This is a genomic window from Propionibacterium sp., assembly GCF_047719395.1.
GTDB lineage: Bacteria > Actinomycetota > Actinomycetes > Propionibacteriales > Propionibacteriaceae > Propionibacterium.
In genome coordinates, this window is the sequence record NZ_JBDNTB010000029.1 from 1 (window position 1) to 19720 (window position 19720).

17 protein-coding genes are annotated in these 19720 nt (G+C 66.3%); 1 reads left to right on the plus strand and 16 read right to left on the minus strand.

Annotated features, from left to right (window positions below):
• A partial coding sequence (locus ABF648_RS06620; RefSeq protein ID WP_415631509.1) for a M13 family metallopeptidase occupies positions 1–1105 on the plus strand: 1105 nt, incomplete at its 5' end.
• A gap of 72 nt (positions 1106–1177) precedes the next feature.
• Here the strand turns inward: ABF648_RS06620 and ABF648_RS06625 are convergent.
• From ABF648_RS06625 to ABF648_RS06700, 16 genes are all read right to left on the minus strand, one after another.
• Positions 1178–2155 (minus strand): polyprenyl synthetase family protein, encoded by a 978-nt coding sequence (locus ABF648_RS06625; protein ID WP_415631510.1) that lies wholly within the window; start codon positions 2153–2155, stop codon positions 1178–1180.
• Positions 2156–2166: 11 nt separating this feature from the next.
• Complete coding sequence (nuoN, locus tag ABF648_RS06630; RefSeq protein ID WP_415631511.1) at positions 2167–3723, minus strand: NADH-quinone oxidoreductase subunit NuoN; 1557 nt, start codon at positions 3721–3723, stop codon at positions 2167–2169.
• Positions 3724–3726: 3 nt separating this feature from the next.
• Positions 3727–5277 carry an NADH-quinone oxidoreductase subunit M gene (locus ABF648_RS06635; protein ID WP_415631512.1) on the minus strand — a complete coding sequence of 517 codons (1551 nt, stop codon included), beginning with the start codon at positions 5275–5277 and terminating at the stop codon, positions 3727–3729.
• Positions 5278–5290: 13 nt separating this feature from the next.
• On the minus strand, positions 5291–7198 hold the full coding sequence (nuoL, locus tag ABF648_RS06640; RefSeq protein ID WP_415631513.1) for an NADH-quinone oxidoreductase subunit L: 1908 nt from the start codon (positions 7196–7198) through the stop codon (positions 5291–5293).
• A gap of 10 nt (positions 7199–7208) precedes the next feature.
• Positions 7209–7508 (minus strand): NADH-quinone oxidoreductase subunit NuoK, encoded by a 300-nt coding sequence (gene nuoK, locus ABF648_RS06645; protein WP_415631514.1) that lies wholly within the window; start codon positions 7506–7508, stop codon positions 7209–7211.
• Positions 7505–8380, minus strand: a complete 876-nt coding sequence (locus tag ABF648_RS06650) for an NADH-quinone oxidoreductase subunit J (RefSeq protein WP_415631515.1) — start codon at positions 8378–8380, stop codon at positions 7505–7507. Before ABF648_RS06650 ends, nuoK begins: the two co-directional genes overlap by 4 nt.
• Entirely contained in the window at positions 8377–9003 is a 627-nt protein-coding gene (gene nuoI / locus ABF648_RS06655; RefSeq protein ID WP_415631516.1) for an NADH-quinone oxidoreductase subunit NuoI, read from the minus strand. The genes ABF648_RS06650 and nuoI overlap by 4 nt, the downstream gene beginning before the upstream one ends.
• The gene (gene nuoH / locus ABF648_RS06660; RefSeq protein ID WP_415631517.1) at positions 9003–10361 is read right to left on the minus strand and encodes an NADH-quinone oxidoreductase subunit NuoH; all 1359 of its coding nucleotides are present in this window, start codon (positions 10359–10361) and stop codon (positions 9003–9005) included. Before nuoH ends, nuoI begins: the two co-directional genes overlap by 1 nt.
• Positions 10358–12769: an NADH-quinone oxidoreductase subunit G gene (locus ABF648_RS06665; RefSeq protein WP_415631518.1), complete on the minus strand. Its 2412-nt coding sequence runs from the start codon at positions 12767–12769 to the stop codon at positions 10358–10360. Before ABF648_RS06665 ends, nuoH begins: the two co-directional genes overlap by 4 nt.
• Positions 12766–14085 (minus strand): NADH-quinone oxidoreductase subunit NuoF, encoded by a 1320-nt coding sequence (nuoF, locus tag ABF648_RS06670; protein ID WP_415631519.1) that lies wholly within the window; start codon positions 14083–14085, stop codon positions 12766–12768. Before nuoF ends, ABF648_RS06665 begins: the two co-directional genes overlap by 4 nt.
• Entirely contained in the window at positions 14082–14828 is a 747-nt protein-coding gene (gene nuoE, locus ABF648_RS06675; protein ID WP_415631520.1) for an NADH-quinone oxidoreductase subunit NuoE, read from the minus strand. Before nuoE ends, nuoF begins: the two co-directional genes overlap by 4 nt.
• Positions 14829–14889: 61 nt before the next feature.
• Positions 14890–16239, minus strand: a complete 1350-nt coding sequence (locus ABF648_RS06680; protein WP_415631521.1) for an NADH-quinone oxidoreductase subunit D — start codon at positions 16237–16239, stop codon at positions 14890–14892.
• Positions 16236–16994, minus strand: coding sequence for an NADH-quinone oxidoreductase subunit C (locus ABF648_RS06685; protein ID WP_415631536.1), 759 nt, complete (start codon positions 16992–16994; stop codon positions 16236–16238). The genes ABF648_RS06680 and ABF648_RS06685 overlap by 4 nt, the downstream gene beginning before the upstream one ends.
• 209 nt (positions 16995–17203) lie before the next feature.
• Complete coding sequence (locus ABF648_RS06690) at positions 17204–17761, minus strand: NuoB/complex I 20 kDa subunit family protein (protein WP_415631522.1); 558 nt, start codon at positions 17759–17761, stop codon at positions 17204–17206.
• A 14-nt stretch (positions 17762–17775) separates the two neighbouring features.
• The gene (locus ABF648_RS06695) at positions 17776–18141 is read right to left on the minus strand and encodes an NADH-quinone oxidoreductase subunit A (RefSeq protein ID WP_415631523.1); all 366 of its coding nucleotides are present in this window, start codon (positions 18139–18141) and stop codon (positions 17776–17778) included.
• A gap of 100 nt (positions 18142–18241) precedes the next feature.
• Positions 18242–19615 (minus strand): geranylgeranyl reductase family protein, encoded by a 1374-nt coding sequence (locus ABF648_RS06700; RefSeq protein ID WP_415631524.1) that lies wholly within the window; start codon positions 19613–19615, stop codon positions 18242–18244.
• Between the last annotated feature and the right edge of the window lie 105 nt (positions 19616–19720).

Below are 19720 nucleotides of genomic sequence, written 5' to 3' on the forward strand. Positions count from 1 at the left end.
AACCACCACCCGCGCCCCATATCGGGGGGCGGCGCCTCCCACAGCTACTATCGTATTCCCGCCCTGGCCGCGGGGGGGGGGCCCCCCCCCGCCCCCGCGCGGGAAGCGCGGCGTCTCCATCACCGAAGGGGTTCTCGGCGAAGCCATCGGCAAGCTCTACATCGCCGAGCACTTCCCCCCCGCCACCAAGACAGCGGCTGAGCAACTGGTGAACAATCTGCTGGCCGCCTACCGGGAGTCCATCTCTGAGCTCGAGTGGATGACCGAGGAGACCAAGGCCCAGGCTTTGGAAAAGCTGTCGAAGTTCAACTACAAGATCGGCTATCCGTCGAAGTGGCGCGACTACTCGGCGCTGCAGATCGACGCCGGGGATCTGGTGGGCAATGTGCTGCGTGCCGACTCCTTCGAGTTCGACCACACCATCGAACAGCTTTCCGGGCCGGTGGACCGCGACGAGTGGTTCATGTATCCGCAGACCGTCAACGCCTACTATCACCCGCTGCGCAACGAGGTGGTCTTCCCGGCGGCCATCCTGCAACCGCCCTTCTTCAACGTGGACGCCGACGATGCAGTGAACTATGGCGGCATCGGCGCGGTGATCGGGCATGAGATCGGGCACGGCTTCGACGACCAGGGCGCCACCTGTGACGGCGACGGCCGGTTGCGCAACTGGTGGACCGATGCCGACCACAAGGCCTTCGAGGAGCGCACCCACGCGCTGATCTCCCAGTACAACGACCTGGCACCCGAAGTATGCCCTGACGCGCACGTGAACGGCGAGCTCACCATCGGGGAGAACATCGGCGACCTCGGAGGTCTCACCATCGCGGTTCGGGCCTACCGGATCGCGCTCGGTGGCGAGGAACCCGAGCCGATCGATGGGCTGAGCTGCCTGCAGCGGCTCTTCCTCGGCTGGGCCCAGGTGTGGCAGGACCTCACCCGACCCGAGCAGATGCGCCAGCGGCTGGCCGTGGACCCGCACTCCCCCGACGAGATCCGCTGCAACCAGGTGGCACGCAATGTGCCGGACTTCCATGAGGCCTTCGGTACCGCCCCCGGCGATGGCATGTGGCTGGATCCGGACGATCGGGTGGCCATCTGGTGAGCCGGCCTGTGGGATGACCGGAGTCGGCAGTCCCGCCGCCACACCCCGCCATCATGAGGAGTTCCTGGCAACTCAGTTCGAGCGGTTGATCGCTTCGTCGCACAGCCTGTCGAGGGCCCGCTTCGGCGGCCCGTCGGGCAGCACCGCCAGCTCGCCACGGGCGGCTTCTGCGCGGGCGGCGATCTCCTCGCGTGCCTCGGCAATGACATGGGAGGCGCGCAGCATGGTCAGAGCTCGCTCCACCTCGGCATCGGTGTCGACGCCGTGCCCCAGCAGCTCCTTGAGCGGTTCGTCCTCGGGATCCTCACTGGCCTCCAGCAACAGGATGGGCAGGGTCGCCACGCCCTCACGAAGATCGGTGCCCGGTGTCTTGCCGGTGCTGGTGGAGGTGATGTCGATGAGGTCATCGCACAGCTGGAAGACCATGCCGAGCTGCATGCCGAAGCGCGACAGCGCCTCGATGACACCAGGCTCCGCACGTGAGGCCATCGCCCCGAACACCGCCGAGGTGCGGATCAAGGCACCAGTCTTTCCGGCGATCACGTCAAGATAGTGCGACAGCCTGTCCTCACCGGGCTGCGGCCCAGTCGTCTCGGCGATCTGGCCGGCCACGAGTTCACCGAAGGTGTCCGCCTGGATGCGCACGAAGTCGGTGCCCAGTGCGGTGACGATGGAGGATGCCTTGGCGAACAACCAGTCGCCCACCATGATCGCCAGAGAATTGCCGTAGGCGGCATTCGCGCTGGTCACGCCGCGTCGTATCGAGGCCTCGTCCATCACATCGTCGTGGTAGAGGGAGGCCACGTGGATCAGTTCGACCACCGCCCCCGCCAGTGACATGCGCTCGTCGCTCGGGGCGGGCCCGAGATGGCTGGTCAGCGCCACGAGAAGTGGCCGGAAGCGTTTTCCGCCTGCCCCGATGACGTGCCGGGAGGCCTCCGCGATGAAGGGATTGTCCGCACCGAGCGCCTCTGCGGACAGCCGTTTCTCCGTAACCTCCAACTGGTCCTCGATGCGGGCGTAGAAGGCCTCATCCTCGACCAGCGTCACGTGATCTCCCATCAGCGCAGGAACTGTGCAGCATTTGCGAACAGGCCGAGCGCGAATGCGGGCACCAGGCCGAGCACAAGAGTACCGACGGCCGCCACGGTGATCACAATCCCGGTCGGCAGGCCGGGATGGACGATGTCGGTCTCGGGGTTGGGCTCGTAGAAGAACATCAGGTAGATCACGCGGAAGTAGTATCCGGCGGCCACCAGGCTGAACGCCATCGCCACGACCACGAGCCAGCCATAACCGCCCTGCCAGGCAGCCGTGAAGGAGACCAGCTTCCCGATGAAACCGCCGGTCATCGGGATGCCGGCCAGCGAGAGCAGGAAGAGCGTCATCAGTGCGCCGAGCAGTGGCCTGCGCCGTGCCAGGCCGTGCCAGGCCACGAAGCCGGTGGCCTCGCCGCCTGCCCTGCGCACCGTGGTGAGCACCGCGAAGGCACCCATGTTCGCCAGGCCGTAACCGCCCAGGTAGACCATCGTGCCGGAGAACGAGCCCAGGTGGCCCGGAGCGACTCCGGTGCCCGGTGTCATGGCGCCGACCACGGACACCAGGATGAAGCCCGCATTGGCGATCGAGGAGTAGGCCAGCAGCCGCTTGACATCGCGCTGGACCAGGCCGACCAGCGAGCCGAGGATCATGGTGAGCACCGCGATCACCGACAGCAGCAACTGCCAGTCCCACCGGATGCCACCGAGCGCCACGAACAGCAGGCGCATCAGCGCGCCGAAGGCTGCGATCTTCGTGCAGATCGCCATGAACGCCGTGACCGGTGTGGGCGATCCGAAGTAGACATCGGGCACCCAGGAGTGGAAGGGCACCGCGCCCACTTTGAACAGCATCCCGACGATGGCCAGCGCAGCACCTGCCAGCACGAGTGCGAAGGACTGCGTGGAGCGCGTGATGGCGGTGTCGATGTCCCCCAGCGTGAACGAACCCGCGAAGCCGTAGAGCAACGCGACGCCGAACAGGAAGAAGGCACTGGACAGGGCACCGAGCAGGAAGTACTTCATCGCGGCTTCCTGGGAGAGCAACCTGCGGCGGCGCGCCAGGCCGCACATCACGTACAGCGGTAGGGACAGGATCTCCAGGCCGACGAACATGGTGAGCAGGTCATTGGCCGCCGGCATGATCATCATGCCGGACATTGCCATCAGGAACAGCGGGAAGACCTCGGTGTTCTCCTGGCGGGCGGCGATGGCCTCGCGTTCGGCGAGGCTGCCCGGGATGGTGTTCGCCTGCGGCGCGAAGGCGGTGGAGCCGCCGCCGATGCGCATCTCGCCATACATCAGTGCCGCCAGGATGCCGAAGATCAGCAGCAGGGCCCAGATCAGCCGGGTGGGCCCGTCCACCGAGATCGCACCCATCACCGCCTGGCCCGGACGGTCGTCCCAGCCGACTGTGACGAACGCGAGGGCGATGATCTGGGCAGCCAGCGCGATGGTCACCTGGATGGAGTGCCGGGAGCGCCGCGGCACGAAGGCCTCGACCAATATCCCGATGAGCACGCCGATGACCAGCGTGGCGATGGGGGCGATCAGACCGTATTCGATCGTGGGCGGAGTCATGGCTCAGCGGCCCCCTGTCTGGACGCTTGGTTGCGGGTCGGTGCTGGCTGTGTGCACCATCGCCTGGGAAGCGGTGGAGGAGGCGACACCGAGCGCCGGTTTCGGCACGAAGCCGAAGAACAGGATCAGTGCGATGAGCGGCGCGATGACGGCCTTCTCGCGCCAGGTCAGGTCGCGCGTCATGTGCCTCTCCGACTGCGGGGTCACCGGGCCGGTGAAGACCCGCTGGTAGGCCAGCAGCACGTAGAGCGCCGCGAGCACGGTGGCAACCACGGCGACGGCGACCAGCACCAGGTGCTGCTGCCAGCTGCCCGCCATGATGAGGAACTCCCCGACGAAGTTGGCGGTGCCCGGCAGGCCGAGGGTGGCCAGCCCGGAGACCAGGAAAACCCCTGCCATCAGCGGCACGAGCTTCTGGGCCCCACCGTAGTCGGCGATCATCGCCGAACCGCGGCGCTGCATGAGGAAGCCGATCACCAGGAACATCGCGGCGGAGCTCAGTCCGTGGGCGAGCATGTAGAAGATCGATCCGCTCAGCGAGACGGTGGTGAGGGCGAAGATACCCAGCACCATGAAGCCGAAGTGCGAGATCGACGTGAAGGCGACCAACCGCAGCAGATTCTTCGAGGCGATGGCCATCAGCGCGCCGTAGAGGATGGAGATGACGGCCAGCACCATCACGAAGGGCGTCGCCCAGTGACTCGCCTCGGGGAAGAAGGCCAGGCAGAAGCGGATCATCCCGAAGGTGCCGATCTTGTCCAGGGTGCCGACCAGCAGCGTGGATACCGCCGGGCGGGCCTGCTCCGCGGCGTCCGGCAGCCAGGTGTGCACCGGGAACATCGGCGCCTTGATGGCGAAGGCCACGAAGAAGGCCATGAACAGCCATCGCCCGGTCCAGTCCCCCATCGGCAGGCCGGTGAGGTCGGCGATGAGCAGGCTCGGATTGTGCGAGCGCGAGGAGATGACATACATGCCGATCACGCCGACGAGCAGAATCAGGCCGCCGGCAAGGCTGAACAGCAGGAACTTCATGGCGGCCGAGGTGCGCCGAGCGCCACCCCAGACGGCGATGAGGAAGTACATCGGGATGAGGGTGGCTTCGAAGGCGATGTAGAACAGCAGCAGATCCGATGCCATGAACACGTACAGCGTGAGGCTCTCCAGCAGCAGCACCAGCGCGGCGAAGGAATCCACCCCCCATTTGGAGACCACGCGAACCCCACTGGGCTCCTCGCCGTCCATCGGCGTGACGCCGAGCGGATCGCGGGTGAGCCGCCACTCCGCCAGCAACACGATGGGCACCAGGATCACGGTGAGCAGTACGAGCAGTTTGGACATGCCGTCCACGTCGAGGGCATACCAGGCGCCGAACTGCGGAATCCAGCGAACCCTCTCTCCGGTGCCGTTCATGAAGAAGACCGCCAGGCCGAACGCCAGAGTGGCCAGAGCCACGAGCATGGCCAGTATTCGCCCACCACGGCCGCGCATGACGAAGGTCGCCAAGGAACCGGCCATTGGCAGCAGGCCGAGGACTGTGAGCCAGGGGAATGTCATCTCGTCTCCTCCCTCAGGCCACCCGGCCGAGGATCATGACTACGCCGACGAGCAGGGCGCCGAGCGCCATGGTTGCCCCGTAGGTTCGCACATAGCCGTTCTCGGCGACCCGCAGCACGCCACCGGCGGCACGCGCCATCTCGCCGCTGCTCGTCGCCGCGGCGTCCACCAGTTCGTCGTCGGCCAGCGCCAGGGTGTCGCACAGCGCCTGCCCCGGCCGCATGAGCACTGCCTCGTTGAGCTGATTGGCGTACAACTCGTTGCGCCCGACCCTGACGAGGAAATTCCTGGGAGCGGGGGTCTGCTGGGAAATGCCCCTGCGGTAGCCCAGCACACCGATCACGACGCCGATCGCCACGGCCAGCAGCGTGACCCCGCCGATCCAGTTCACCTCGATGAGATGCACCGGTTCGACTTCGTTGCCGACCGCCGGTTCCAGCCAGCCCTGGATCCAGCCGTTGAGCAGCAGGCCGGCCACGATCGAGGCGATGGCCAGGACGACCAGCGGCACGACCATCAGCGGGCCCGGACGGTGCGGATGCACACCGGGCAGGTAGCGGGACTGCCCGGCGAAGGTCATCATCATCAGCCGCGTCATGTAGAAGGCGGTGATGCCCGCGCCGGCCAGCGCCAGCCAGCCGAAGACCGGGCTCTTGGCGAAGGCGGCGACGATGATGTGGTCCTTGGAGAAGTAGCCGGCGAAGAAGGGGAATCCGATGATCGCCAGATAACCGCAGGCGAAGGTACCGAAGACCCAGGGCATCGCCTTGGCCAGGGCGCCGTAGTGCCGCATGTCGACGTCGTCGTCCATGCCGTGCATGATGGCGCCGGCACCGAGGAACATATTGGCCTTGAAGGCGCCGTGGGTGAGCAGGTGGAAGATCGCGAAGGCGGCACCGGCCGGGCCGATTCCGGCAGCCAGCATCATGTAGCCGATCTGGCTCATCGTGGAGCCGGCCAGCACCTTCTTGATGTCGTCCTTGGCGCAGCCGATCCAGGCGCCGGCGAAGACGGTGACCAGGCCCACGATGGACACCACCAGACTCGCCTCGGGAGTCAGCGCGAAGATCGCGTGCGAGCGCACCACCAGGTAGACACCGGCGGTGACCATGGTCGCCGCGTGGATGAGCGCCGAGACAGGTGTGGGGCCCTCCATGGCGTCCAGCAGCCACACCTGCAACGGAACCTGGGCCGACTTGCCGCAGGCGGCCAGCAGCAGCAGGCAGCCGATGGCGGTGGCCCAGCCGTGGCCGATCCCGGCGGCGTGCTCGTTGACGGTGGTGAAGTCCACCGATCCGACCAGCGCGAACAGGGCGAACATCGCGGTCATCAGGCCGAGATCACCCACCTTGTTGGTGATGAAGGCCTTCTTCGCGGCGAGTGCGGCGGAGTTGCGCTGCTGCCAGAAGCCGATCAGCAGATAGGACGCCAGTCCGACGCCCTCCCAGCCGATGAACAGCAGCAGGTAGTTGTTGGCCAGCACCAGGGTGAGCATGGCGGCGATGAACAAATTGAGAAAGGCGAAGAAGCGGCGCCGCTTCGGGTCCTCGGCCATGTAGCCGATCGAGTAGATGAAGATCAATGAGCCGACCCCGGTGACCAGCAGCGCGAACAGGATGGACAGCTGGTCGACGAGCAGATTCACCTGAATGGTCCACGGCCCGGCGGCGATCCAGGTGTAGACGGGCACCTCGACGGCACGATCACCGGCCGATGAGCCCGCCATCGTGATGAACAAGGTGAGCGCGATGACGAAGCAGACGATCGGCGAGAGGGTGCCGAGCAGGTGCGCCCAGGCATCTCCGGCACGCCCTGTGACGAGCAGCACCCCGGCCACGAACAGCGGGATGGCGATCATCAGCCAGGCCCAGGAGAACAACCCGGTAGCGGCGACTGGGACCACGACTTCAAGTGGATTCATCGGATTCCCCTCAGTGCCTCAGCAGGTTCTCGTCGTCGACGGAGGCCGACCGGCGGGTCCTGAAGATCATCATGATGATCGCCAGGCCGACGACCACCTCCGCCGCGGCGACCACCATCACGAAGAAGGCAGCCACCTGACCGTCGAGATTGCCGTGCACGAAGGCGAAGGCGACGAAGGACAGATTCGCGGCGTTCAGCATCAGCTCGATGGACATGAACGCCACCAGGGCATTTCGCCGCACCAGAAAGCCCAGCAGTCCTATACAGAACAGGATCACCGACAAGACGATGTAGGCATTCGGATTCATCGCGTGACCTCCTTGGCACCAGCAGAGCCCGCGGCCAACTCCTCGCCGCCCAATTCCTGATCGCTGGGCAGGAGACCGTGCTCGTCATCGTGCACGTCCCTGATGGCCTTGTCGGCCTGCAGATTCGGGGCCACCAGCCGGCCCTGGTCGAGCACCTCGACGCCGCGTTCGGACAGCGTCTCGACGACCGAGCCGGGGGCGATGGAGCCGTCGGGCAGCAGGGCGGGATTGTCGACCGAGTTGTGCCGTGCAAAGACACCGGGATTGGGCAGAGGCCCGGGATGGGCGCCGTGCTCGGCGAACTCCTTGGTGCGCCGCTCCAGCCGCGCCCGCTGGCGTTCCTTGCGCACCAGCGGCTCGCCGTGGGTGAGCACCATCGCCGCCAGCGCCGCCGTGACGAGCAGCGCTGCGGTGGCCTCGAAGGCGAAGACATAGCGCCCGAAGACCAGGAAGGCGAGCGCGGGAACATTGCCTGCCGCGCCCCCGGTCTGGCTGAGCCCGGCCGAGCCGGTGAGGATGCCGCGCCCGACGGCCAAGATGAGCAGTGCCCCCAGGCCGACCACGGCGATGACGGCGAAGATGCGCTGGCCCTTGATCGTCTCGACCATCTCGTCGACCGAATCGACGCCGATCATCATCATGGTGAAGACGAACAGCATCATCACGGCGCCGGTGTAGACGATGATCTGCGCGACGAACAGGAAGGGCGCATCCAGGCTGGCGTACAGCCCGGCCAGGCACATCATCACCCCGGCCAGGCACAGCGCAGAGTGCACCGGCTTGCGGCTGAAGACCATCGCGCATCCGGCGATGATGGAGATCGGGCCAAGGATCCAGAAGACGACTGCCTGTCCGGTGACCAGTGGAATCATTGGGCTGTTCCCCCTGTCGATCCCGCCGCACGATGGGCGGGTGCACTGCCTTTGCTCTCCGGTGCGCCAGAGGTGCCAGCTTCACGAGACGGCGCGCTGGGCGCGCCGCGCTCATCCAGCGTCCCGGTGGGTGGCAGACCGAGGAAGTAGTCCTTCTCGGTGGCGCCCAGCCTGCGCTCGTGGGGCGGCTGCTCCATGCCCGGCAGCAGCGGCGCGAGAAGGCGCTGCTTGTCGTAGATGAGGATCTCGCGGGTGCGATCGGCCAACTTGAACTCGTTGGTCATCGTCAGCGCCCTGGTGGGACAGGCCTCGATGCACAGCCCGCACAGGATGCAGCGCAGATAGTTGATCTGGTAGACGCGGCCGTACCGCTCACCGGGGCTGTAGCGCTCCTCGTCGGTGTTGTCCGCGCCCTCGACGTAGATGGCGTCCGCGGGGCAGGCCCAGGCGCACAGCTCGCAGCCGACGCACTTCTCCAGCCCGTCTGGCCAGCGGTTCAGCTGGTGACGCCCGTGGAAGCGCGGCGCGACGACACGCTCCTTGCCCGGTTCCGGGTATCCCTGGGTGAAGGACTTGCGGAACATGGTGCGGAAGGTGATCCCGAAACCTGACCAGGCTCCCATCAGCGCACCCCCTCGGAATCGTCGGCCGCCCGGGCTGGCTGGGGGGGCGAGACCTCAGAATCCACCACCGAGGCGAAGGCTGCTTCGCGCTGTCCGGGCATCGGCGGCACCGGATAGCCACCGGCGAAGGCGTCGAAAGGCACATCTGGCTGCTCATCATCGAATTCATGCCGCGCAGCGGTGTCGGGTTCGCGGCGGCGGGGCCACACGGCCCAGGCGAGCACTGCGACGATGATCACCCCGAGGATGATGCGCATGGCGGGCGCGGCGAACCAACCGGTGGCGACACCGCCGCGCATCACCGCCAGGAAGAAGACCCACACCAGCGAGATGGGGATGAACCATTTCCAACCGAGATCCATGAACTGGTCGTAGCGCATCCGCGGCAGTGCGGCGCGCACCCAGCAGAAGAAGAAGATGACCAGTTGCACCTTGCAGAAGAACCACAGCAGGCCCCACCAGCCGCCGTTCAGCGAGCCGATCATGCTGAGCGGCCAGGGCGCACCGTAGCCCCCCAGGAAGAGCGTGGTGCAGATGGCGGAGACGGTGGCGACGTTGATGTACTCGGCCAGGAAGAACATCGCATAACGGAAACCCGAGTAGTCGGTGATGTGGCCCGAGACCAGCTCGGACTCGCACTCGGCGAGGTCGAAGGGCAGCCTGTTGGTCTCACCGAAGATGCTCACCACGTAGATCGCGAAGCTGGGCAGCAGCAACAGCCAGTAGTGCGAGGGGAAGATCGTCTGGATGCCGAAGAAATTGAGCGGCTGGATCTGCGCCTCGACGATCTGGGAGGTGCTCATCGAGCCGGCGTACATGAACACCGAGACCAGCGCCAGCCCCATCGCCACCTCATAGCTGATCAGCTGGGCGGTGGCGCGCATCGAGCCGAGCAGCGAGTAGGTGCCGTTGGACGCCCAGCCGGCAAGCACCACGCCGTAGACGCCCACCGAGGCGATGGCGAGAATGAGCAGCACCGAGACGGGCAGATCGGTGATCTGCAGCCTGGTGGTGTGCCCGAAGATGCGCACCACACCACCGAAGGGGATCACCGCCCAGGAGCTGAAGGCCGCCACCGCGATGAGCATCGGGGCCAGCGAGAACACGATCCTGTCGGTGCGGGCGGGACGGAAGTCCTCCTTGAACAGCAGCTTCACGCCATCGGCCATCGCCTGGCCGAGACCGAGCGGGCCGTTCATGATGGGGCCCTTGCGATTCTGCATCTTGCCGAGCACGCGCCGCTCGAACCACACATTGAAGATGGTCCAGGTGAGCAGCAGCACGAAGACCACGATGACCTTGATGATCACGAGCCACCATGGGTCGGGATCCGAGAACAGATCTTGCTGCGGGATCATTTCGCACCTCCGCTGACTTCGACCCGTTCGCCCGGTTGGGCCGCGAGCGCCACATTGATCGATCGTCCACTGTTGGCCGGCAGCCAGACCACGCCCGGGGTCATGTCGGCGGTGACCCGCAGGGGAAGGGTGAAGGAGGTACTGCCGGCCCGCACCGTCACCGGATCGCCGGTGGACACGCCCAGACGGGCCGCGTCCACCGGAGCCAGCCGTGCCACCGGGGCAGGTGCGGTGTCCTTGACATACTGGGCGCCGTCCAGGCCGGCCGAATCGTCGATGAGCAGCCGCCAGGTGGCCAGCGTGAAATCACCTGAGCCCAGCGGTGCCCGTGGTGGCGGCATGACCGGCGCCGGGGCATGCGCGCCTGTCCAGTCCTCGATCTCGGCGAGGGAGGCCCGTGCCTGCGCCGGGGTGCGCATGCCCAGGTCCTTGCCCATCGCCTCGGCCAGCGTGGACAGCACGCGCACATCGGTCATCGGGGAGGGGAAGTCATCGATCACCAGCGAGACCGGGCAGATCCGGTGCTCCCAATTAATGAAGTCACCGATCTGCTGGCTGAGCGGGACGACCGGCAGCACCACATCGGCGAGCTCAGCCACCTCTGTGCGGCGCTGCTCCAGGCTCAGCACGAAGTCGGAGGCATTGAGGGCGTCCAGCAGGGCGGGCGGCTCGGAGAAGTCCTCGGCCTGGATTCCGGCCGTGATGATGGCGCCGAGTTCACCGGCACGACCCGCAGAGATGATGCGCACCACATCGCGCCCCGGCTCGGCCGGCAGATGGTCCACGCCCCAGGCGGCCTGCAGATCGACGCGGGCGGCGGCGTCGGCCACCTGGCGTCCGCCGGGCAGCAGGGTGGGCAGTGCGCCGGCCTCGATGGCCCCGACGTCGCCGGCACGGCGCGGAATCCATGCCATCCTGGCGCCGTGGCGATCCGCCAGCTCACAGCAGGTCGTCAGGGCACCGGGGCTCATCGCGGTGCGCTCGCCGACCAGCAGAATGGTGTTCTCGTCGAGAAGGCCCTCGGCCGCCAGCGCAGCCAGTTCCGATGCCTCGCCGCGGGGCGGGGTGGGACGCAGCGTGGCAGCCATCTTCGAAGCCCCGCGAGTGGTGTAGGGCGCCAGGTTGAGCACTTCCAGACCGTGCTTGCGCCACGCCTTGCGCAGCCGCAGGAACAGGATCGGCGACTCCTCCTCGGGTTCGAGGCAGACCAACACAGCCCGGGAAGCGGACTCCAAGTCGGTGTAGTGCACAGACTCCTCGAAGGCGGCGCCTGCCACCGCATGGGACAGGAAGGCGGTCTCCTCCGAGGAAGCCGGACGGGACCGGAAGTCGATGTCGTTGGTGCCCATCACCGCCCGGGCGAAGCGGGAGTAGGCATAGGCGTTCTCCACGGTGAGACGCCCACCGGTGAGCACGGCGGTGTCAGCACCGGCAGCCATCAGTCCCTTGGCGGCGACATCGATGGCCTCGGGCCAGGAGGCCGGCTCCAGCACACCATTGCGGCGCACCAGCGGGCCCTCCAACCGGTCGGGCTGCTGGGCATAGCGGAAGCCGAAGCGGCCCTTGTCGCAGTTCCACTCCTCGTTGACCTCGGGAGCGTCACCGGCCAGCCGGCGGCGCACCTTGCCGTTCCGATGGTCGATGCGCAGTTCGCAGCCGTCAGCGCAGTGCTCGCAGGCCGAGGTGGTGCTCACCAGGTCGAACGGCCTGGACTGGAAGCGGTAGTCGGAGCTGGTCAGCGCCCCCACCGGGCAGATCTGGATGATGTTGCCGGCGAAATAGGATTCATAGGGGGTGTCCTGGTAGCTCGCGATCTGGGCCAGCGCGCCGCGCTCGGCCAGCGAGATGAAGTCATCCCCGGAGATCTGGTTGCTGAACCGTGTGCAGCGCTGGCACAGCACGCACCGTTCGCGGTCCAGCAGAATCTCCGAGCTGATCGCTATGGGCTTGGGGAAGGTGCGCTTGACGCCCTCGTAGCGGCTGTCCCCCCGGCCGTGGCTCATCGCCTGGTTCTGCAAGGGGCATTCACCGCCCTTGTCGCAGATCGGACAGTCCAGAGGATGGTTGATCAGCAGGAACTCCAGCATGCCCGCCTGGTGCTTGGCGACGGTTGCGTTGATGCGTGCGGTCTCCACCTTCATGCCGGGCATTGCGACGAGTGCGCAGGCCGGCTGGGGTTTCATCGCCCGGCCATTGCCGGCGTCGGGCACCTCCACCAGGCACTGCCGGCAGGCGGCCACCGGATCCAGCAGCGGATGGTCGCAGAAGCGGGGGATGACGATGCCGGCCGCCTCGGCGGCTCGGATGACAAGCGTTCCCTTCGGTACGTTCAGTGGGATGCCGTCGATGGTGAAGGTGACGAGTTCGGGTTTCGGTGCGATCTCAGCGGAAGTGGTGTCGATGCTCATGCGGTGATGACCTCCTTCACCGGGAACAGGGCGCTGAGCTCGTAGGGGAACAGCTCCCATGCCGGGGTGTGGTAGCCGGCCTCGAACTCGGGCCGGAAGTACTTGATGGCACTCGTGATGCATCCCACGAAACCGTCCGCGAGGGTACAGAATGACTTGGCGGTGGCGTTGTCGCAGATGTCGAGAATCTTCTCGACATCGCCCTCCTTGCCCTTGCCGGCCTCGATGTTGTGCAGGATCTGTACCAGCCACCAGGAGCCCTCGCGGCAGGGCGTGCACTTCCCACAGGATTCGTGCTTGTAGAACTCGGTCCAGCGCAGCGTGGTGCGCACTACGGAGGTGGTCTCGTCAAAGCACTGCAGCGCCTTGGTGCCCAGGATCGAACCGGCCTTCGCCACCGACTCGTAGTCCAGCGGAACGTCAAGGTGCTCGGGGGTGAACATCGGGGTGGACGATCCGCCCGGGGTGAAGAACTTCAGTTGGTGACCCTCCCGCATGCCCCCGGACAACTCGAGGATCTCCCGCAGCGTGATGCCCAGCGGCGCCTCGAACTGGCCCGGATGCTTCACATGACCCGAGAGCGAGTAGATCGTGGTGCCCTTGGAGCGCTCGGTGCCCATCGACTGGTACCAGGCAGCCCCGTGCTCAATGATGGCCGGCACCGCGGAGATCGACTCGGCATTGTTGACCACTGTGGGGCAGGCGTACAGGCCTTCGACGGCGGGGAAGGGCGGACGCAGTCGGGGCTGCCCGCGACGGCCCTCCAGGGAGTCGAGCAGAGCGGTCTCCTCGCCGCAGATGTATGCGCCTGCCCCGGCGTGCACGGTGATGTCGAGGTCGTAGCCGCTGCCGAACAGGTCCTTGCCGAGATAGCCGGTGGCGTAGGCGTCCGCGACGGCCTTGCGAACCCGCCGGATCACATGCAGTACCTCGCCGCGCACATAGACGAAGGCGTGATGGGCATTGACCGCATAGCAGGCGATGATGATGCCCTCGACCAGGGTGTGCGGGGTCGCCATCAGCATCGGCATGTCCTTGCAGGTGCCGGGCTCGGACTCGTCGCAGTTGACCACCAGGTACGTGGGCTTGGGATTGTCCTTCGGGATGAAGGACCACTTCATGCCCGTCGGGAAGCCCGCGCCACCACGGCCGCGCAGGCCGGCGTCCTTGACCAGGGAGATGACCTCGGCTGAGCTCATCCCAGTGAGCGCCTTGCGGGCGGCCCGGTAACCGCCTCGGGACACATAGGTGTCGAGCTTCCAGGAGCCGGGGGCGTCCCAGTCATCGGTGAGGACCGGGGTCAGTGTGTCGGTCACTTCTGCTCCTCGGGCTCGTCACGGCTGGTGATATGGGGTTCGGCCGGGGCGGTCCAGCCGTGCTCGCGGGCGATCTTCAGGCCGAGCAGCGAAGCTTCCCCGGCGCTGGGGCCCTCGTCGGCGCGGCCGTCGTCGAAACCAGCGAGCACCCTCTCGGCCTGCTTCCATTCGACGACGGTTGCCCCGCGGGTGGACTGCACCTGCTCACCGGCGGACAGCTTGTCGATGAGCTCGTCGGCCTTGTCGGGGGTCATGTTGTCCATGAACTCCCAATTGACCATCATGATCGGCGCGAAGTCGCAACCGGCGTTGCACTCGATGCGTTCCAGGCTGAATTCGCCGTCGGGAGTGGTCTCGCCCTCGTGGATGCCCAGCCGTTTCTCCATGTGATCGAGCAGGATGTCGCCGCCGAGCACCGCGCAGATGGCGGTGGTGCACACCCCGATGTGGTGCTTTCCGGCGGGCCGGCGCTTGTACATGGTGTAGAAGGTGACCACCCCGTTGACCTGGGCGGTGGGGATGCCGAGCACATCGGCGCAGGCCTTCACACCGGCGTCGGAGATCCGCCCGTCCACCGACTGCGCCAGGTGCAGCATCGGCAGCAGTGCCGACCTCGGGTCGGGGTAGCGCGCCGCAATGGTGCGCATCTCCTCGATGGTCTGCTCGGTGATCTGGGTCTGCTGGTCGGCGGCGTCGATGCCGGAGGCGTCGTCGTAGGACGAGACGAAGTCGTGTCCGCTCATGATCTGGAACTCCTAGTCCGGGCAGTACGAGTTGTCCGGGAAGTTTGGGGTGGGGTCGTCCTCATCGGTCGACACCGCCCATCACCGGGTCGATGGAGGCCACTGCCATGATCGTGTCGGAGAGCATCGAGCCCTCCGAGAGCAGTGGCAGCGACTGGACATGGTTGAAGCCGGGGTCGCGCAGGTGCGCCCGATAGGGCCGGGTGCCGCCGTCGGAGACGGCGTGGCAGCCGAGTTCCCCGCCCGGCGCCTCAATGGCCTGGTACACCTCGCCGGGTGGTACGTGGAAGCCCTGGGTGGCGATTTTGAAGTGGTGGATGAGCCCCTCCATGGACTCCCCCATGATGTGGCGGATGTGCTCGTTGGAGTTGCCCTGGCCGTCGGGCCCGACGGTCAGATCGCCGGGCCAGTGCAGGTCGGGGTCCTCGATGCGCCAGGGCTCGCCGGTGGATTCGGCCAGCTCATCGCGCACCTGCTCGATGATGTTGACCGACTGGTCCATCTCGTTGAGTCGGATGACGAAGCGGCCGTAGGCATCGCAGCTATCGGCGGTGCACACCTCGAAGTCGTAGTTCTCGTAACCGCAGTAGGGCTGTGCCTTGCGCAGGTCCCAGGGGTAACCGGTGGAGCGCAGCACCGGGCCGGAGCAGCCGAGCATCATGGCCGCCGGCAGGTCCATGTAGGCGACATTGCACATCCGCGCCTTGAAGATCGGATTCGTCAGGGTGAACTGGCCGATCTCGGGCAGATTCTTGCGCAGCTGGCGGATCAGCTCGTCCAGCAGGTCCAGACCGTCCTCCGGCAGGTCGTTCTGCACGCCGCCGGGGCGGATGTAGGCATTGTTCATGCGCAGCCCGGTGACCGCCTCGGTGAAGTCGAGACAGCGCTCGCGCTCCCTGAGGCAGACCTCCTGGACGCTGGTGGCGCCGAGCTCCAGGCCACCGGCGCCGACACCGGTGAGATGGGAGGCGATCCTGTTGACCTCCAGCATGAGCACCCGCAGCTGATTGGCCCGCCGGGGCATCCGATCGGTGATGCCGAGCAGCTTGTCCACGGCCAGCGAGTAGACGGCCTCGTTGGAGATGCCGGCCACATAGTTCGCACGGGTGACGAAGGTGGAGCCCTGCGTCCAGGTGCGGTATTCAAGGTTCTTCTCGATACCGGTGTGCAGGAATCCGATGGAGGGGCGGAGCGAGATGACTGTCTCGCCGTCCAGTTCCATCACCAGCCGCATGACGCCATGCGTGGAGGGGTGCTGCGGCCCGACATTGACCACGATCGTTTCGTCGGAGCGCTCGCGCTGGCCGGCGACAACCTGCTCCCAATCTGCTCCGTTGGCGAGATATGCCTGGTCAGTGGGCTTTTCACCCGGCCCGGCGAAGATATCGTCGGGGCCTTCCTGCGCACTCATTGGTCATACCTCCTGCGCTCATCGGGCGGTGGTACTTCGGCTCCCTTGAATTCGACGGGGATGCCGCCGAGTGGGTAGTCCTTGCGCTGCGGGTGCCCGACCCAGTCGTCCGGCATCAGGATGCGGGTCAGGCCCGGGTGGCCGTCGAAGATGATGCCGAACATGTCCCAGGTCTCGCGCTCGTGGAAGTTTGCCATCGGGTAGACCGGTACGACGGAGTCCACATGGGGGTCCGCGTCGTCCAGCTCGACCTCAAGACGAATCCGGCGATTGTGGGTGTACGAGAGCAGTTCGTAGACGGCGTGCAGCTCGTGCTGCGGCTGGTCGGGGTAGTGCACCCCCGACACCGACGTGCAGGCCTCGAAGCGCAGCGCCGGATCATCGCGCAGCACCTTGACCAGCTCGAGCAGCTTCTCGCGCACCACGAAGAATGTGATTTCCCCACGGTGCACGATCACCCGCGATGCGAAACCCGGTACCATCTCGGCCATCTTGTCCGCGACATCGTCGAACCAGCCGCCGAAGGGCGGTTCGGTGGTGCCCGGCAGCACATAGACCTTCTGCAGGTCGCCGAATCCGGAGGTGTCGCCGGAGTCCTCGCCCGAGCCCCACATGCCGCGGCGGCGGGCGATGACTTCGGAGTCCGGGGGTTCGGTGCCGGGAACCGGCTGGCCAGGCGTGATCTCCTCACCACTGCCGGGCACGCGAGCAGGAAAATCATCACCGCCGGCAGAGTTGCCCGGGCGGGCGTACAGGCTGTTCAGGTGCGAGTGGGCCGCGTCGAGTTCGTTGCCGTGCGGGGTGTCGGGGCCGACCTGCTTGGACTCGGCCGCCGTCTTGGACAGCTCGCCGGGGCCAGGCGTGTGCTGGCTGGGTGGCTGGTTGCCCTGATTCTGCTTGGACGGAGTCTGGTTGGACGGAGTCTGGTTGCCAGGTGTCTTCTTGCCGGGAGCGTTGTCCTCACTCATCGCATGAGGCCCTTCTGCTCGATGGTGGCCGGAGCCTCCAGCGCCTTGTGCTCGGCCTCGGCGATCGCCTTGTCCATGTCGGCGCCCACCGGGTGACGCATGACCTCGTTCTTCTTCAGCTTGAACACGGCGTCGATGAGCATGTCGGGACGCGGCGGGCAGCCCGGTATGTACATGTCGACCGGCACGATGTGGTCGACGCCCTGCACGATCGCGTAGTTGTTGAACATGCCCCCGGAGGATGAGCAGACGCCCATCGCGATGCACCACTTCGGGTTGGGCATCTGATCCCACAGCTGACGCACGACCGGCGCCATCTTCTGCGAGACCCGGCCCGAGACGATCATCAGATCGGCCTGGCGCGGCGAGGCGCGGAAGACCTCCTGGCCCCAGCGTCCGGAGTCAGCACGCGGGCCGCCGTAGCTGATCATCTCGATCGCGCAGCATGCCAGGCCCATGGTGAGTGGCCAGAAGGACGCCTGCCGCGTCCATCCCTGGATGGCCTCCAGCGTGGTCAGCATGATGCCGCTGGGGATCTTCTCCTCGATACCCATGTCGCGCCTGCCTTTCAGTCCCAGTTCAGGCCGCCGCGGCGCAGCACATAGGCGTAGGCCACGAAGACGACGACGATGAATGCCAGCATTTCGATGACGGCGAAGGCGCCGAGTTGGTCGAAGGCCACTGCCCAGGGGTAGAGGAAGACGATCTCGATGTCGAAGACGATGAACAGCATGGCCGTGATGTAGTACTTCACCGAGAAGCGGCCGCCACCCGACTGGGTCTGCGGGGTGGGCTGGATGCCGCACTCGAAGGAGTCGTACTTGGTCCGGTTGTACCGGTGCGGGCCGACCATCGGGGAGAGGAGGACCGCTGCCACCCACACGAACGCAACAGCCAGTGCGACCAACCCGATGATCGGAATGTAGGGGCTCATCGCTGATCCGTCCTCTCTGAGACTTCTTCAGCGAGCACTTTCGTGGTTTCGCCCACACCCGTCGCGTCGTGCCTCATTGCAGTCCTTCGCTTCCGTGTCGTCATACCGAGGGAGCCACTCTGCTCAAACCGTTGATGACATGGTCCATAGCATCGCCTTGATGCCGATCGGTCAAGTTCGCGAGCAGCTTGTTGACGAAAATCATCAAAGTTCGACGCGGCAGCCCGTACCTGGTGCAAATGTGCATGATCCGCGGATTTCCTATGAGTTGGACAAAAATTGTGCCTAGCCGGAAATAGCCGCCGAAACGCGCCGACAAGGCTGTCGGATAGCCATGCAGGGCACGCTCGGCCGCTGCCGAGCCGATGCCGCGGGCGTGCGCCTCGCAGATGGCATCGGCTGCCATCTCGCCGCACTCCATCGCATAGCTGATGCCCTCGCCGTTGAAGGGATTGATCGCCCCGCAGGAATCGCCAGCCAGCAGCAGGCCGTCTGCATAGGCGGGCTGGTGGTTGAAGGCCATCGGCAGCGCCGCACCGAGAATGGGCCCGGTGCGATGCTCCTCGTCGAAGTGCCACTCCCCCGGCGTGGTGGCCAGCCAGCTCTTCATCAGGGCTCGGTAGTCGGTGTGCCCGAAGGCCGGCGACGAGTTGAGCATGCCCACCCCGACATTGCAGGTACCGTCCCCCATCGGGAAGACCCAGCCATAACCGGGCAGCTGATGGGACTTGCCGGGCGTGCCGTCCCACAGCTCCAGCCAGCTCTCCATCCACTCCTCGTCGTGACGGGGGCTGCGGTAGTAGCTGCGCACCGCGACACCCAGCGGACGATCCTCGCGGCGCTGTCGACCCATCGACACCGCCAGTCGCGCCGAGTTGCCGTCAGCGGAAACGACGACGGGGGCTCGCACGGTGCGACCGTCGGCGGTACGTACCCCGACGATCCTGTCCCCCACCAGCAGCGGGCCGGTGACGGTGGCTCCTGTGACCAGGTGCGCACCCAGCTGCATCGCGCGCCCGGCCAGCAGATCGTCCAGGCGTGAGCGCGTGCAGGTGAGCCCGTAGTCGGGATAGTCGGCCAGTTCGGGCCAGGGCAGCTCGAATCCGCGGGCCCCTGCCCCATAGACCCGAAGACCCCGGTTGTGCTGCCAGCCGGCATCCTCGGAGGTGTCGATGCCGAGCCGGGTGAGCATCCGCACGGCCCTGGGCGTGAGCCCGTCGCCGCACACCTTCTCGCGGGGGAAGTGTGACTTCTCCAGCAGCACGACATCCAAGCCGCGCTGGGCGAGGAAGGCGGCCGTCGATGACCCGGCCGGGCCGGCGCCGACGACGATGACGTCACCCTCACAGGGGAAGGAGGCTGCTTCATCCCCGGAGCCTTCTTCAGCCAGCAGGACAGATGCCAATCCGGCAGGCGCAGCCTCCCGGCCGGCCTCGTGCACCGCCTCGTGCTCCATGACATCTCCGTCCGCCATGCATTTGCGTCTCACATGCATCCGGTTCGCCGCCTCTGTGCGGGCAGAACCCCTTGCCCGGCCAGTTTATGGGCCCCAGGGTCGGCATTTCCAGCGGGTCCCCTG

Excerpts from the sequence above, each read along its gene's own strand:
- nuoN (WP_415631511.1), bottom strand. The coding sequence starts at position 3,723 with ATGACTCCGCCCACGATCGAATACGGTCTGATCGCCCCCATCGCCACG.
- ABF648_RS06635 (WP_415631512.1), bottom strand. The coding sequence starts at position 5,277 with ATGACATTCCCCTGGCTCACAGTCCTCGGCCTGCTGCCAATGGCCGGT.
- nuoL (WP_415631513.1), bottom strand. The coding sequence starts at position 7,198 with ATGAATCCACTTGAAGTCGTGGTCCCAGTCGCCGCTACCGGGTTGTTC.
- nuoK (WP_415631514.1), bottom strand. The coding sequence starts at position 7,508 with ATGAATCCGAATGCCTACATCGTCTTGTCGGTGATCCTGTTCTGTATA.
- ABF648_RS06650 (WP_415631515.1), bottom strand. The coding sequence starts at position 8,380 with ATGATTCCACTGGTCACCGGACAGGCAGTCGTCTTCTGGATCCTTGGC.
- nuoI (WP_415631516.1), bottom strand. The coding sequence starts at position 9,003 with ATGGGAGCCTGGTCAGGTTTCGGGATCACCTTCCGCACCATGTTCCGC.
- nuoH (WP_415631517.1), bottom strand. The coding sequence starts at position 10,361 with ATGATCCCGCAGCAAGATCTGTTCTCGGATCCCGACCCATGGTGGCTC.
- ABF648_RS06665 (WP_415631518.1), bottom strand. The coding sequence starts at position 12,769 with ATGAGCATCGACACCACTTCCGCTGAGATCGCACCGAAACCCGAACTC.
- nuoE (WP_415631520.1), bottom strand. The coding sequence starts at position 14,828 with ATGAGCGGACACGACTTCGTCTCGTCCTACGACGACGCCTCCGGCATC.
- ABF648_RS06680 (WP_415631521.1), bottom strand. The coding sequence starts at position 16,239 with ATGAGTGCGCAGGAAGGCCCCGACGATATCTTCGCCGGGCCGGGTGAA.
- ABF648_RS06690 (WP_415631522.1), bottom strand. The coding sequence starts at position 17,761 with ATGGGTATCGAGGAGAAGATCCCCAGCGGCATCATGCTGACCACGCTG.
- ABF648_RS06695 (WP_415631523.1), bottom strand. The coding sequence starts at position 18,141 with ATGAGCCCCTACATTCCGATCATCGGGTTGGTCGCACTGGCTGTTGCG.
- ABF648_RS06700 (WP_415631524.1), bottom strand. The coding sequence starts at position 19,615 with ATGGCGGACGGAGATGTCATGGAGCACGAGGCGGTGCACGAGGCCGGC.